Genomic DNA, 13,696 nt, shown 5'->3' on the forward strand with positions numbered 1-13,696 from the left:
TCATGTCGGAAGGCCATGGTTAACGGGGGTTAACGCTCCGTGCCGCGCTTCAGACCACTCGCAGCGGCGGTCGTGGCCTCGGCGAAACTTCAGCATAGATGTCCGCCAATGCCAGTTGCGCGGCGACCTCATCTAGATTGATCGACTGCGCAAGGTCGTCATATCGCTCGACCTGCCAATCCGAGCCTGCTGATCGGCGGTAGACCTTGACGGCAACCACATCCGGATCAACAAAAACGATGACTCGAAGGCTTTCCAGCCCTCGGTACTCATCGAGCTTATCGGTGATGTCAAAGCTCGACGTGCTGGGCGATAAGACCTCGACAACCAGAAGAGGCCGCGTTGCCTCTCGCGACGTCGGGTCATAAGGACCGCAATCGACAACCAAATCCGGATATCGAATACCATTGGGCCTCGTCCGGATGGCAGTGTCGGCCGACGTCGTCCGGCACCCCTGCCTCCGAGCCTGCGGTGCCAGCGAGACCAGAACATTGCTTGTGACGAGTGCGTGGCTCTGGTTGGCACCCGCCATCATCCTGATGCAGACGCCATTCACCAGCTCATGTCGCTCGTTCTGGCTGTCGACCCATTCGAGGAAAGCATCAGCGGACATCAGCTCAATGTCAGGGCTACCCATCGGAAACTCCCGCTCGCTCGGGCCCCGACGTTCAATGCGACGTGCCCAATGAGATCTTAGCAGATCGAACGAGGACATCCGACGGGGTATTCCAGCGCCACCAAAAGCAACAACTCCGCTGTGCCTCAGGCGCCTGCCGCCAACGGCGCCACCGCCTGCCCATCGAGAAAACGACCGAGCCGCTTGATCTCCCAGTGCAGTTCGATGCCGGAGGTGGCGAGCACCCGCGCCCGCACCGTCTCGCCGAGCAGTTCCAGGTCATGGCCTGTCGCGGTGCCCGTGTTGATCATGAAGTTGCAGTGGAGTGCCGACATCTCGGCGCCGCCGATGGCGAGCCCACGGCAGCCCGCGCGGTCGATCTCCTTCCAGGCGGAAGTGCCTTCCGGATTGCGGAAGGTCGAGCCGCCGGTCTTCTCGCGCACCGGCTGGACGGTCTCGCGGTGGTGCTGCACCTCGTCCATCCGCGCCCGGATCACGTCGCGGTCGGCCAGCTCGCCGTCGAGCAGGACGGAGGTGAAGATCAGGTCGTCCGCTGCGCCGGAATGGCGGTAGGCATAGCCCATGTCGGCGTTCGAGAGGACGTGCACCCGCCCCTGCCGGTCGACGGCGCGCACTTCGCGCACCCGCTCGCGGGTCTCGGTGCCGTTGGCGCCGGCGTTCATCCGCAACGCGCCGCCGATCGAGCCGGGAATGCCGTGGTAGAAGTGGAAGCCGCCGATGCCGGCCTCGAGCGCCACCGCGGCGACCCGCTTGTCGGAGGCCGCGGCCCCCGCGCGGATGGTGGTGGCGTCGATCGCCTCGGCGGTGCCGAAGCCTTTGGCGGAAAGCCGGATGACCACGCCCTCGATGCCGCCGTCGCGGACCAGAAGGTTGGAGCCGATGCCGACCGGCGTCACCGGGACGTCGGCGGGAAGCGCGGCGAGGAAGGCGGCCAGATCGTCCTCGTCGGCAGGCTGGAACATCAGTTCCGCAGGCCCGCCGGCACGGAACCACGTCACCTTGTCCATGCCGGCATTCGGCGTCAGCCTTCCGCGGATACCCGCCAGGCTGTCACTGATGCGCGCGAGCAAGGCCGCGCCATCGATCGGGCGCCCGGCGGCCGTCGCGGACATCAGCCGCGCTTCGCCGCGAGGGCCGTCAGTTCCTTCGGCAGGGCATAGGCCCATTGCGTGATCGAGCCGGCGCCGAGGAAGACGACCATGTCACCCGGCTGCGCCAGCCGGTCGATCAGCGGTGCCAGTTCCTCCGGGCCATCGACCAGACGCGCATCGCGGTGGCCGCCGAGCTTCATCCGCTCGACCAGCATTTCCGAATTCACGAACTCGATCGGCTCCTCGCCCGCGGCATAGACCGGGGCGTGGATGACCGTGTCGGCATCGTTGAAGCAAGCGGCGAAATCGGCGAACAGGCTCTGCAGCCGGCTGAAGCGGTGCGGCTGCACCACGGCGATCACCCGGCCCTTGGCCGAGGAGCGCGCGGCGGCGAGCACGGCGCGGATTTCGACGGGGTGGTGGCCGTAATCATCGTAGATCTCGACGCCGTTCACCGTCCCGGTATGGGTGAAGCGCCGCTTGACGCCGCCGAAGGCGCCAAGGCCCGTCTTGATCGCCTCCGCCGAGATGCCGATGCGGGCGGCGACGGCGATCGCCGCGGTGGCGTTCGACACGTTGTGGCGGCCCGGCATCGGCAGAACGACATCGCGGATTTCCGACGTCGTGCCGGTGACGCGGTCGCGCAGGGTAACGTCGAACACCGAGCGCGGTCCGTCGACGCGGAGGTTGGAGAAGCGCACGTCGGATTGCGGGTTCTCGCCATAGGTGATGACGCGGCGGTCCTCGATCTCGCCGATCAGCGTCTGCACCTCGGGATGGTCGAGGCACATCACCGCAAAGCCGTAGAACGGCACGTTCTCGACGAAGGCCTTGAACGCCTCCTTGACCTTGTCGAAGCTGCCGTAGTGGTCGAGGTGCTCGGGATCGATGTTGGTGACGATCACGACGTCGGCCGGCAGGCGCAGGAAGGTGCCGTCGGACTCGTCGGCCTCGACCACCATCCAGTCGCCGCCGCCCATCCGGGCATTGGTGCCATAGGCGTTGATGATGCCGCCGTTGACGACAGTCGGGTCGAGCCCGCCGGCGTCGAGCAGCGTCGCGACCATCGATGTGGTCGTCGTCTTGCCGTGCGTGCCGCCGATGGCGATCGCCTGGCGGAAGCGCATCAACTCGGCCAGCATCTCCGCGCGGCGGACGATCGGTAGCAGGCGCTCGCGCGCCGCGGCCAGTTCCGGATTGGCGCGGCGGATGGCGGTCGACACGACCACCACCTCGGCAAGGCCGAGATTGTCGGCGTGGTGGCCGATGTGAACGGTGACGCCCTTCTCGCGCAGCCGCTGGACGTTGGCGTTTTCGCTCTGGTCGGAGCCTTGCACGGTGTAGCCGAGCGTCACCAGCACCTCGGCAATGCCCGACATGCCGATGCCGCCGATGCCGATGAAGTGCACCGGGCCGATATTGGGCGGCATCTTCATAGGGTGGTCTCCGTGCGGTTCATCAAGGGGCTGGTCATCAAGGCGTCGGTCATTAAGGCGCTGGTCATCAGGGGGTTGAGGTCGGGCGGGACATAGACTCAACGAGATCGGCAAGCAACCGTGCGGCATCGGGAATGCCGGTCGCGCGCGCCGCAGCCGCCATGCCCGCGGCCCGCGCCGCGTCGGTGGCAAGTCCTTCGATCAACCCGGCCAGGCGGGTCGGCGACAGCTCGGCCTGCTTGACGACGATCGCCCCGCCCGCCGCCTCGATGCGCGCCGCATTCGCCGCCTGGTCGTGATCCAGCGCGTAAGGATACGGCACCAGGATCGCCGGCCGACCGATCACGGCGATCTCCGACACCGTCGAGGCGCCCGAACGGCTGACGACGAGGTGCGCACGGCCGATGCGCTTGGCCATGTCGGTGAAGAACGGCGAGACGTCGGCCTCGATGCCGGCGGCCGCATAGAAGGCCCGCACCCGCTCTTCCTGCTCTGGCCGCGCCTGCTGCGTCACATGAAGGCGCCGGCGGACGGCTTCCGACAGGAGCGGGATCGTCTCCGGCATCACGTCTGAGAAGAACTGCGCGCCTTGGCTGCCGCCGAAGACGACGAGGCGGAAACGGTCGTCCGGTCCGCTCGGCTTGTAGGGGAAGCCCGCCGATTCGAGCACCGCCGGTCGCACGGGATTGCCGGTGACGACGATCTTGGGCTGAAACACCGAGCCGTCCTGCGGAATGCCGGCGGCAATGCGCGTGACGCGCGGCGCCAGGAACTTGTTGGCGCGGCCCATCACCGCGTTCTGCTCGTGCACCAGCGTCGGCCGCCCTGCCCGCACCGCCGCCATCATCGGCGGGATCGTCGGATAGCCGCCGAACCCTACGACCACCGAGGGCCTGATCTCGCGGATCACCTTGCCGGCCGTGCGAAAGCCCCGCCAGAGCTTCGACAGCGAGCCGAGTACCTTCAGCGGGTTCTTCGAGCCAAAGGTGGCGGATGGCACGACGTGGATCGTCTTCACCGGAAACCGCTCGGCGTATTTTCCCGCCCGCTCGTCGGTCGCCAGGTGCACTTCGAAGCCGCGCGCGACAAGCTCGTGCGCCAGCGCCTCGGCCGGAAACAGATGACCGCCGGTACCGCCGGCGGAAAGAAGGATGGGTGCGTTCATGGCGCCGTTCCGTGATTGTTGCGCATCACCGGACGACGCATGAGCGGGTCGGCATGGGTGGCTTTATCGCTGCAAAGCGACGTTGCAGCCAGTTGTCTCAGCCAAGGCCCTTAACGGCGAGGCCTTCAACGGCGAGGCATGTCATCGCGAACCCGCGTCTTACTATTCCCAAGGGCGAGTTCCCGGTCCAATTGCCAGATGGCGATGTGTGCCATGAGCACCGCGCCAACGGGTAGCGAGAGGGCAGCAGCAGCATACAGAAGGAAGGTCGTCATGCGTCTAGCCTCCTCAAGCTGTTCCTGGCCATCCTATGAATATAGGGGCTTGTCGCAAAACTGAAAAGGGAAAGCGACAGAGCAAGAATGAGCTCGAGCACACTCTGGGCATTCACGGCGACGGTTGCCGGCAGAGAAATTCCGCCGACAAGTGCCACGCCGATCGCGAGCCCGTTGAGATAGGCCGCAGTCAGCTTCATCTGTTCCCGCTGGCCCTCGCTGAGGGCTAAGGCCGGCTGGTCCATATAGTCCCCTCGCCCTCGATCAGATCCCGTGCAACGCCATGGTGCGGTCCATCAGCCGGTCGGTCTGCGAGCTGTTCTCGGGCTTGCGGCGGGTGAGCGCCAGGATGAAGCCGGCGGCGATCGCCACCGCCATCATCGACGAGCCGCCGTAGGAGATGAACGGCAAGGTCATGCCCTTGGCCGGCATCAGCTGCAGGTTCACCGCCATGTTGATGATCGACTGCAGGCCGAACAGGAAGACGAGGCCCGAGATTGCCAGCCGCGCGAAGACATCGCGCTGGGCGAAGGCGACGGACAGGCCGCGGATCACGATGAAGCAGAAGATCGAGGCGAGCAGCATGCAGGTGATGATGCCGAACTCCTCGGCGATCACCGAGAAGGCGAAGTCGGTATGGCTGTCCGGCAGCATCCGCTTGACGGTGCCCTCGCCCGGACCCTGGCCGAGCCAGCCGCCGCGCATGATCGCCTCGCGCGCCGTGTCGATCTGGAAGGTGTCGCCCTCGCCGGTGAGGAAGCGGTCGATGCGGCTCGCCACGTGCGGGAAGAACGAGTACGCGGCGACGAAGCCGCCGGCAGCGATGCCGCCGAGCCCGGCGATCCAGAACCAGGGCATGCCGGCCATGAAGAACAGGCCGCCCCAGGCGCCGGCGGTGAGGATGGTCTGGCCGAGATCCGGCTGGGCCACCAGCAACGCGCAGACGATGAAGAGGAGGATGATGGCGAAGAGGTTGCCCGGAATGTCCGGCCGGCGCGCCTTCTCAGCGAACAGCCAGGCGCAGATCACGACGAAGGCCGGCTTCATGAACTCGGACGGCTGGATGCTGAGCGGGCCGAGCTCGACCCAGCGCCGTGCGCCCTTGACCTCTACGCCGAAGAACAGCGCGAAGATCATCAGGACGATCGCGCCGCCGAGGATCAGCAGCGACGCCCGGCGGATGCCGCGCAGCGACAGCATCGAGGTGAGGATCATCACCGCGATCGAGGGAAGCAGGAACACGGCGTGCCGCTTGACGAAGTGGAACGGCTCGAGGCCGATCTTCTCGGCCACCGGCGGGCTCGCGGCGAACGACAGGACGAGCCCGCCGATCATCAGCACCAGGAAGGCGGCGAGGAACCAGCGGTCGACGCTCCACCACCAGTCGGTCAGTGTTCCCCTCTTGGCACGGGCGTTCATGGTCATCCCTTCCGGAAGAGTTGGATACCGTCGAGGCGCCCCACGGCCTCGCGGAAACTGTCGCCCCGCACCTCGAAATTGCGGAACTGGTCGAAGCTGGCGCAGGCCGGCGACAGAAGCACCACCTCCGGCCCGCCTGTCTCGGCAGCATCCCGGGCGGCGTGCGCGACGGCATTCTCGAGAGTAGCCGATATTTCGTAAGGAATTCGTTCACCAAGAGTCGCGGCGAAGGCGGGCGCCGCCTCACCGATCAGATAGGCCTTGGTGATGCGCGCAAAGAACGGCGCCAGCGACGCGATGCCGCCCTCCTTGGGCAAGCCGCCGGCGATCCAGTGGATGCGCGGGAAGGCGGCGAGCGCCGGCGCGGCCGCCTCGGCATTGGTCGCCTTGGAATCGTTGACGAACAGCACCTCGCCGACCGTGCCGATCTCTTCCATGCGGTGCGCAAGACCTGGAAAGCTCTTCAGCCCCGCCCCGATCTCGGCCGGCGAAAGCCCGCAGGCGCTGAGCGCCGCGACGGCGGCGGCGGCGTTCTGCCCGTTATGGCGACCGCGCAGCGAGCCGATGCCGGCGAGGTCGTAGCGGGCGATAACCTCGCTTTGCCGCCGGTGGACAATCGCGGTGCCGTCGAAGAATACGCCGGTGGAGAGTTCGGTCGCCTGCGAGATCCGCACGACCGTCCGGCCGACCGCTTCGAGCTCGTCGGCGATCCGGCGAGAGATCGCGTCGTCGACGCCGACGACGCAGACGCCGGCCTGCTGCAGCAGCCGCGCCTTCACCGCGGCGTAATGCTGCAGCGTGCCGTGCCGGTCGAGATGGTCGGGCGTGACGTTCAGCAGCAGCGCCACCGAGGGCGCGACGGTCGGCGCGAGGTCGATCTGATAGGACGAGCACTCGACGACGTAGAAGCGGTCCGGCGCCGGTGGGTCGAGCGTCAGCACGGCGACGCCGATATTGCCGCCGAGCTGGGTGTCGCGGCCGGCATGGCGGAGACAATGGGCGATCAGCGCGGTGGTGGTCGACTTTCCATTGGTGCCGGTGATGGCGACGAACGGAGCGGCCGGCGCATGTGCCGCGCGCTCGCGGCTGAACAGTTCGATGTCGCCGATCACCTCGGCCCCGGCGGCGCGCGCGAGATCAACCGTCCAGTGCGGCTTCGGGTGCGTTAGCGGCACGCCGGGCGAGAGGATGAGCGCGGCAAAGCCGGACCAGTCGGCGGTCCGCAGGTCGGTGCAGGTGATGCCGGCGGCCTCGGCGGAGGCGACGCTCGCCGGGTTGTCGTCGTGTGCGGCGACCTCGGCGCCGCCGGCGATCAGCGCCAGCGCCGTCGCCTTGCCGGAGCCGCCGAGGCCAAAGAGCGCGACCCGCCGGCCGCTGAAGGAGGTGACCGGGATCATCGCGCCGCCCTCACCGCAGCTTGAGGGTCGACAGGCCGACGAAGGCCAGCATGAAGGCGATGATCCAGAACCGCACCACCACCTGGCTCTCTGTCCAGCCGAGCTTCTCGAAATGGTGGTGGATCGGGGCCATCAGGAACACCCGCTTGCCGGTCAGCTTGAACGAGGCGACCTGGATGATGACGCTCATCGCCTCGATGACGAACAGGCCGCCGATGATCGCCAGCACCAGCTCGTGCTTGGTGGCGACCGCGATGGTGCCGACCATGCCGCCGAGCGCCAGCGAACCGGTATCGCCCATGAAGATCGCCGCCGGCGGGGCGTTGAACCAGAGGAAGCCGAGACCCGCGCCGATCACCGCGCCGCAGACGACGGCGAGTTCGCCGGTGCCGAAGACGTAGTGGATCTGCAGGTAGTTGGAGAAGTTCACGTTGCCGGCGAGATAGGCGATGAGGCCGAAAGCTGCGCAGGCGATCATGATCGGCACGATCGCGAGGCCGTCGAGGCCGTCGGTGAGGTTCACCGCATTGCCGGCACCAACGATGACGAAGGCGGCGAAGACGACGTAGAACCAGCCGAGGTCGATCAGCAGCGACTTGACGAAGGGGAAGGCCAGCGAGGAGGCGAAGCTGCCGGTGCCGGCATAGACGATCAGCGTGCAGGCGATGCCGGCGATCAGGAATTCCAGCGCCAGACGGGCTTTGCCGGAGAAGCCCTTGTGCGACTGCTTCGTCACCTTGAGATAGTCGTCGTAGAAGCCGATCCCGCCGAAGCCGACGGTGACGAGCAGCACGGTCCAGACGTAGATGTTGGTGAGGTCGGCCCAAAGCAACGTCGAGGAGATGATGCCGGTGAGGATCATCAGCCCGCCCATGGTGGGGGTGCCGGCCTTCTTGAAATGCGTCTGCGGGCCATCGGCGCGGATCGGCTGGCCCTTGCCCTGGCGGATGCGGAGGTTCGCGATGATCGCCGGGCCGAACAGGAAGACCACGATGAACGAGGTGATCATCGCGCTGCCGGTGCGGAAGGTGATGTAGCGGAAGACGTTGAAGGCAGCGATGTCTTCTGAGAAATGACCGAGATATTCGAGCATCGATCAGCTCTCCTGATGCGGCGCGGCGTCCGGGGCGCGGTCAGGCGCGGCCGGTGCCGGAGAAAAAGTCGCGATCAGGGTCTCCACCAGTTTGGATAGTCCGATGCCGTTCGACGCCTTGACCATGATCACGTCGCCGGCGCGACCGTCCTTCACGAGGCTTGCGCGAAGCTCGTCTCGCGTTTCGTGCCATTCGCACGGCAGCGTGCCGTCGAGTGCGTCGTCGAGCGCCTTCATCTGCTCGCCGAGCAGATAGACCTTTGCTGCGCCCGCACCGATCAGCGCATCGGCAAGCCCCGCATGCAAAGCCGGCGACTGCTCGCCGAGCTCCAGCATGTCGCCGAGGACGGCGATGCGGCGTCCCTCGCCGCTCGGCACGCTCGAGGCCAGCACGTCGATCGCCGCGCGCATCGAAACCGGGTTGGCGTTGTAGCTCTCGTCGACGAGGGTCAGCGTGCCGCCTTCGGGAAGCGTCAGCACGTGACGTTCGCCCCGGCCCTTGCCGGTGCGCCAGGAGGAGAGCGCCGTCGCGGTGACCGTGAGATCGGCGCCGGCGAGCTTGGCGGCGCCAAGGACGGTCAGCAGGTTGTCGGCAATGTGACGGCCGGCGGCCGCAAGCGCGATGTCCACGCTCTCGCCGTCGATCACCGCCCGCAGCCGCGCGCCCTCGGCTGTCGGCGTATAGGCGGCGAGCCGGTAGTCGGCCGAGGCTGCCTCGCCGAAGGTCTTGATCTCGGTCACCCCGGCAGCCCGCGCCATGTCGGCGAGCACCGGGCCGAAGGGGTCGTCGGCATTGACGATGGCCGTGCCGCCCGGCTCCAGCCCCTCGAAGATCTCGCCCTTGGCGACAGCGATCTCCCCGAGGTCCTTGAAGAAGCCGAGATGGGCCGGCGCGATCAGCGTGACGATCGCCGCGTGCGGCCGCACGAGCTTCACCAGCGGACGGATCTCGCCGGGATGGTTCATGCCGATCTCGAACACGCCGAAACGCGTGTTGCGCGGCATGCGCGCGAGACTCAGCGGCACGCCCCAATGGTTGTTGAACGAGGCGGCGGAGGCATGGACCGGCCCGGAGGCGCCGAGCGCATGGCGCAGCGCGTCCTTTGTGGTGGTCTTGCCGACGCTGCCGGTGACGGCGATGATCCGCGCCTTGGAGCGGACGCGCGAGGCTGCCGCGAGCCAGCCCAGCGAGGCCAGCACGTCCTCGACGACGATCAGCTGCGCCTGCACCCGGCCGAGCGCCGGCAGCTTGCTCTTGGCGACGACCATCACGCCGGCGCCGCCGGCGGCGGCGGCCGTCAGGAACGAGTGGCCATCGAACTTGTCACCCTTGATGGCGAAATACGCCTCGCCCGGCTGCAGCGTACGGGTGTCGATCGACAGGCCGGTGACGCCCGCCGGCATGGTGCCGATCGGCCGACCGCCCAGGGCCTCGATCAGCGCATCGGTTTCCCAGAGCCAGTCGGTCATCGGGTCGCCTCCGCGATGGCGGTTCGCACTTCGTCGTGGTCGCTGAACGGGTGGACGGTCGCGCCGACGGTCTGGCCTTGCTCATGGCCCTTGCCGGCGACGACGACGGTGTCGCCTTCCCTGGCTTCGGCGATGGCGGTGCGGATCGCGAGACGGCGGTCGCCGATCTCGCGCGCGCCGCTGGCCGCCTCGAGGATCGCGGCACGGATCGAGCCAGGCTCTTCCGAGCGCGGATTGTCGTCGGTGACGATGACGATGTCGGCAAGGCGCGCGGCGATCTCGCCCATGATCGGCCGCTTGCCGCGATCGCGGTCGCCGCCGCAGCCGAACACGACGATGACGCGGCCGGTGGTGAAGGGCCGCACTGCCGACAATACGTTCTCCATCGCCTCCGGCTTATGGGCGTAGTCGACGAAGACCGGGGCGCCCGGCGCCGTCGTGCCCGCGAGCTCCAGCCGGCCCGGCGCGCCCTTCAAGTCCTCGAGCGCCTCCAGCGCAACGCGCGGCTCGACGCCGGTGGCGATCGCCAGCCCGGCGGCGACCAGCGCGTTGGCCATCTGGAACTCGCCGGCCAGCGGCAGCACGATGCGGTGGATCCGGCCCTCGGCCTCGATCTCGGCGATCTGGCGGTGCCGCTCGTGCTCCAGCCGCTTCAGCGTCAGGAAGGTGCCCTTGCGACCGACGGTGAGGACGTCGGCGCCCGAATGCAGCGCCGTCGCCAGCGCCCGGTCGGACCACTCGTCGTCGGCATAGATGAGCGCCGGCGCGCCCTTCGGCAGCAGCGTATCGAACAGCCGCATCTTGGCGGCGAAATAGTCCTCGACGGTCGGGTGGTAGTCGAGATGGTCGCGGCCGAGATTGATGAAGCCGGCGGCCGCCAGCGTCACGCCGTCGAGCCGTCGCTGGTCGAGGCCATGGCTCGACGCTTCCATCGAGACGTGGGTGACGCCCTCGGCGGCAAGTTCCGCCAGCAGCCGGGCGAGTTCCACCGGGTCGGGCGTCGTCAGCGAGCCGTATTCGTCGCGGGTCGGAGATACGACGCCGGTGGTGCCGATCGAGGCTGCGGCCTGGCCGGCGGCCGCCCAGATCTGGCGGGTGAAGGCTGCGATCGACGTCTTGCCCGACGTGCCGGTGACGGCGACGATGGTGTCCGGCTGACGGCCGGCGAGACGCGTCGCCATCAGCGCCAGCACCCGCCGCGGATCGGCGACCCGCAGCACCGGCAGCGTCGTCTCGATCACGTCGCTCTCGCCCGCCAGCACCGCCACCGCTCCGTTCGCCTCGGCGTCGGAGACGAAGCGCGCGCCGTCAGCCTTGCTGCCCGACAGCGCGGCGAACAGCGTTCCCGGCCGGACCGTCCGCGAGTCGGCGGAGATCGCGGTGATCTCTGCGTCCCCTGCGCCGCCCGCGGCAAGGCCGTCTGCAAGATCGGAAATTTTCATTCACCATAACTCGTCTGTTACGAGAAAGCCGGCAGTCACCCGCCGGCTGTCAGAACTGCGTCGCCCGTTCTAGCCCCAAAAGCCGCGGTCCGAAAATCGGAAACGATTCGCTGAAATCTCTTCGATAAATATCAGAGACTTACGTCGAACTCGCCGCGGCCGCCCGACCGAACCACGCTTCAATAGGAGACGAGCAAGGATTTTCCGTGGTCGCCGAAATCCGGCTTGACCTTCAGCAGCGCGGCCGAGCGGCGGATGATCGCGCCGGCCGTCGGCGCGGCGTTGGAGGCCGCGGTCGCGCCCTGGCCGGAGCCCGGCACCGGCTGCGGCTCGTCGATGACGACGAGCGTCACATAGCGCGGCGCGTCGATCGGGAAGGCCGCGAGATAGGCGTTGAAGCGCTTGTTGCCGACATAGCGGCCGTTGACGACCTTCTCGGCCGTGCCGGTCTTGCCGCCGACGCGGTAGCCTGGCACCAGCGCCTGCCGGCCGGAGCCGTGCTCGCCGTTCAGCTCGTAGATGTAGCGCATCTCGTCGCTGGTCTTCTTCGAGATCACCTGGACGGCGAGCTTCTTGGCCTCTTCCGCCGTGCGCGGTAGGAAGGTCGGCGGGATCAGGTAGCCGCCGTTCATCAGCGCGGCCGCCGCAACCGCGGTCTGCAGCGGCGTCGTCGAGACGCCATGCCCGTAGGAGATCGTCATCGAGTTGATCTTCTTCCAGGTCTTCGGCTGGGTCGGCTGGGCGACCTCCGGCAGCTCGGTCTGCAGCCGCGAGAGAAGGCCAAGCTTCGTCAGGAAGGCCTTGTGACCCTCCACACCGACGATGTCGGCCTCGCGCGCAGACCCGACATTCGACGAGTACTGGAAGATCTCGGGCACGCTCAGCGGCCGGTGCTTGCTGTGGAATTCCTTGATCGTAAAGCCGGAGACGCGGAACGGCTCGGTCGAGAACACGTCGGTCATCTTCACGAGGCCCGAATCCAGCGCCATCGCCGTGGTGAAGCTCTTGAAGGTCGAGCCCATCTCGAAAGTGCCCGCCGACATGCGGTTGAGGTTTTCCTTCTTCAGGGCGTCGCCGGCCGAGTTCGGATCATAGTCCGGCATCGAGGCCATGGCCATGATCTCGCCGGTGCTGACGTCGATGATCACGCCGGCCGCGGCGATCGCCTTGTAGCGCACGATGGCGGCCGCCAGCTCGTCGCGCATGACGTGCTGGACGCGAAGGTCGATCGACAGCTTCACCGGCTCCAGATTGCCGCCGGCAAGGCCGAGGTTCTGGATGTCGCGATAGCCTTGATCGTCGACGTACTTCTCCATGCCGGCAATGCCCTGATTGTCGACATTGACGAGGCCGACGACATGCGAGGCCGTATTGCCGCCGGGGTAGAAGCGGCGCTTCTCGGTGCGGAAGCCGATGCCGGGAATGCCGAGGGCGAAGATGTCCTGCTGCTGGCGCGGCGTCAGCTCGCGCTTCAGCCAAACGAAGCCGGCGTCGCTGGCGAGGCGCGTGTGCAGGGACTTGGCATTGAGCTCGGGCAGCACCGTCAGCAGCCGCTCGGTCGCCTCGTCGGCGTCGACAATGCGGCGCGGCTCGGCAAACAGCGAGGCGGTCTTGATGTCGGTCGCCAGGACTTCGCCATTGCGGTCGACGAGGTCGGGCCGCGCGGCGACGATCTGGCCCTGCGGGCTGTAGGCGCCGCCGCCGTTCGGTGAAACGCCCCACATCACCAGCCGGCCGCCGATCACCGCGTAGACGCAGCAGAACAGGCCGGTGGCGATGACGAAGCGCTGGCGGTTCTTCGGCGGCGCCAGCGGCTTGCGGCGGGCCGAAAGCCGCGGCGAGGCAATGTTCGCCGGCGCCTCGGCGCGGCGAAGCGGATTGCGCAGCGCAGGGAGTTTCGGCAGCCGCAGCATTATCTGACCACGCTTTGGGCGTTGTCGGCATAGCCGCCGAGGACGTCGTTGCCGGTCGGCACGAGGTTGATCGGCTGGGCCGGCAGCTCGTCCGGCTCGATGATCTGCTCGGGCTTCAGCGGCTCGAGCGCGAGATCGGCCTTGAAGGCCTCGGCCAAGCGCTGCAGACGGTCGGGCTGGTTCAGGAGGCTCCAGTCGGCCTCGAGCAGCGAGATCGTCTCGCGCTCCAGGCTGGCCTTGCGCTCGGTGACCTGGATCTGGTCGTCGATCAGCTCGGCCTCGTACTTGATCTTGAAGGTCCAGGCAGCCGCGGAAATCATCACCGCGATCAGAACGATATCGATCGTCTTCAGCATGA

The 13,696-nt window shown here is 67.4% G+C and carries 12 protein-coding genes; all 12 read right to left on the bottom strand.

The window, feature by feature from the left end:
• Window positions 1–49: 49 nt before the first annotated feature.
• Entirely contained in the window at window positions 50–637 is a 588-nt protein-coding gene (locus ACZL02_RS10490; RefSeq protein WP_472937089.1) for a Uma2 family endonuclease, read from the bottom strand.
• A 125-nt stretch (window positions 638–762) separates the two neighbouring features.
• On the bottom strand, window positions 763–1,749 hold the full coding sequence (gene murB / locus ACZL02_RS10495; RefSeq protein ID WP_472937088.1) for a UDP-N-acetylmuramate dehydrogenase: 987 nt from the start codon (window positions 1,747–1,749) through the stop codon (window positions 763–765).
• On the bottom strand, window positions 1,749–3,164 hold the full coding sequence (gene murC, locus ACZL02_RS10500; RefSeq protein ID WP_472937087.1) for a UDP-N-acetylmuramate--L-alanine ligase: 1,416 nt from the start codon (window positions 3,162–3,164) through the stop codon (window positions 1,749–1,751). Before murC ends, murB begins: the two co-directional genes overlap by 1 nt.
• A 67-nt stretch (window positions 3,165–3,231) precedes the next feature.
• Window positions 3,232–4,329, bottom strand: a complete 1,098-nt coding sequence (gene murG / locus ACZL02_RS10505; protein ID WP_472937086.1) for an undecaprenyldiphospho-muramoylpentapeptide beta-N-acetylglucosaminyltransferase — start codon at window positions 4,327–4,329, stop codon at window positions 3,232–3,234.
• Window positions 4,330–4,600: 271 nt separating this feature from the next.
• Window positions 4,601–4,849 carry a hypothetical protein gene (locus ACZL02_RS10510; protein ID WP_472937085.1) on the bottom strand — a complete coding sequence of 83 codons (249 nt, stop codon included), beginning with the start codon at window positions 4,847–4,849 and terminating at the stop codon, window positions 4,601–4,603.
• Between the two features lie 19 nt (window positions 4,850–4,868).
• Window positions 4,869–6,023: a putative lipid II flippase FtsW gene (gene ftsW, locus ACZL02_RS10515; protein ID WP_472932662.1), complete on the bottom strand. Its 1,155-nt coding sequence runs from the start codon at window positions 6,021–6,023 to the stop codon at window positions 4,869–4,871.
• A gap of 2 nt (window positions 6,024–6,025) precedes the next feature.
• Window positions 6,026–7,420 (bottom strand): UDP-N-acetylmuramoyl-L-alanine--D-glutamate ligase, encoded by a 1,395-nt coding sequence (gene murD, locus ACZL02_RS10520; protein ID WP_472937084.1) that lies wholly within the window; start codon window positions 7,418–7,420, stop codon window positions 6,026–6,028.
• A gap of 10 nt (window positions 7,421–7,430) precedes the next feature.
• Window positions 7,431–8,513, bottom strand: coding sequence for a phospho-N-acetylmuramoyl-pentapeptide-transferase (gene mraY / locus ACZL02_RS10525; protein WP_472932666.1), 1,083 nt, complete (start codon window positions 8,511–8,513; stop codon window positions 7,431–7,433).
• Between the two features lie 3 nt (window positions 8,514–8,516).
• Complete coding sequence (locus ACZL02_RS10530; protein WP_472937083.1) at window positions 8,517–9,983, bottom strand: UDP-N-acetylmuramoylalanyl-D-glutamyl-2,6-diaminopimelate--D-alanyl-D-alanine ligase; 1,467 nt, start codon at window positions 9,981–9,983, stop codon at window positions 8,517–8,519.
• Complete coding sequence (locus ACZL02_RS10535) at window positions 9,980–11,425, bottom strand: UDP-N-acetylmuramoyl-L-alanyl-D-glutamate--2,6-diaminopimelate ligase (protein WP_472937082.1); 1,446 nt, start codon at window positions 11,423–11,425, stop codon at window positions 9,980–9,982. The genes ACZL02_RS10530 and ACZL02_RS10535 overlap by 4 nt, the downstream gene beginning before the upstream one ends.
• 179 nt (window positions 11,426–11,604) lie before the next feature.
• Window positions 11,605–13,338, bottom strand: coding sequence for a peptidoglycan D,D-transpeptidase FtsI family protein (locus ACZL02_RS10540; RefSeq protein ID WP_472937081.1), 1,734 nt, complete (start codon window positions 13,336–13,338; stop codon window positions 11,605–11,607).
• On the bottom strand, window positions 13,338–13,694 hold the full coding sequence (gene ftsL / locus ACZL02_RS10545) for a cell division protein FtsL (RefSeq protein ID WP_472937080.1): 357 nt from the start codon (window positions 13,692–13,694) through the stop codon (window positions 13,338–13,340). Before ftsL ends, ACZL02_RS10540 begins: the two co-directional genes overlap by 1 nt.
• Window positions 13,695–13,696: the final 2 nt, after the last annotated feature.

This window comes from Mesocryomonas fontinalis (assembly GCF_055730125.2).

Excerpts from the sequence above, each read along its gene's own strand:
- ACZL02_RS10490 (WP_472937089.1), bottom strand. The coding sequence starts at position 637 with ATGGGTAGCCCTGACATTGAGCTGATGTCCGCTGATGCTTTCCTCGAA.
- murB (WP_472937088.1), bottom strand. The coding sequence starts at position 1,749 with ATGTCCGCGACGGCCGCCGGGCGCCCGATCGATGGCGCGGCCTTGCTC.
- murC (WP_472937087.1), bottom strand. The coding sequence starts at position 3,164 with ATGAAGATGCCGCCCAATATCGGCCCGGTGCACTTCATCGGCATCGGC.
- murG (WP_472937086.1), bottom strand. The coding sequence starts at position 4,329 with ATGAACGCACCCATCCTTCTTTCCGCCGGCGGTACCGGCGGTCATCTG.
- ACZL02_RS10510 (WP_472937085.1), bottom strand. The coding sequence starts at position 4,849 with ATGGACCAGCCGGCCTTAGCCCTCAGCGAGGGCCAGCGGGAACAGATG.
- ftsW (WP_472932662.1), bottom strand. The coding sequence starts at position 6,023 with ATGAACGCCCGTGCCAAGAGGGGAACACTGACCGACTGGTGGTGGAGC.
- murD (WP_472937084.1), bottom strand. The coding sequence starts at position 7,420 with ATGATCCCGGTCACCTCCTTCAGCGGCCGGCGGGTCGCGCTCTTTGGC.
- mraY (WP_472932666.1), bottom strand. The coding sequence starts at position 8,513 with ATGCTCGAATATCTCGGTCATTTCTCAGAAGACATCGCTGCCTTCAAC.
- ACZL02_RS10530 (WP_472937083.1), bottom strand. The coding sequence starts at position 9,983 with ATGACCGACTGGCTCTGGGAAACCGATGCGCTGATCGAGGCCCTGGGC.
- ACZL02_RS10535 (WP_472937082.1), bottom strand. The coding sequence starts at position 11,425 with ATGAAAATTTCCGATCTTGCAGACGGCCTTGCCGCGGGCGGCGCAGGG.
- ACZL02_RS10540 (WP_472937081.1), bottom strand. The coding sequence starts at position 13,338 with ATGCTGCGGCTGCCGAAACTCCCTGCGCTGCGCAATCCGCTTCGCCGC.
- ftsL (WP_472937080.1), bottom strand. The coding sequence starts at position 13,694 with ATGCTGAAGACGATCGATATCGTTCTGATCGCGGTGATGATTTCCGCG.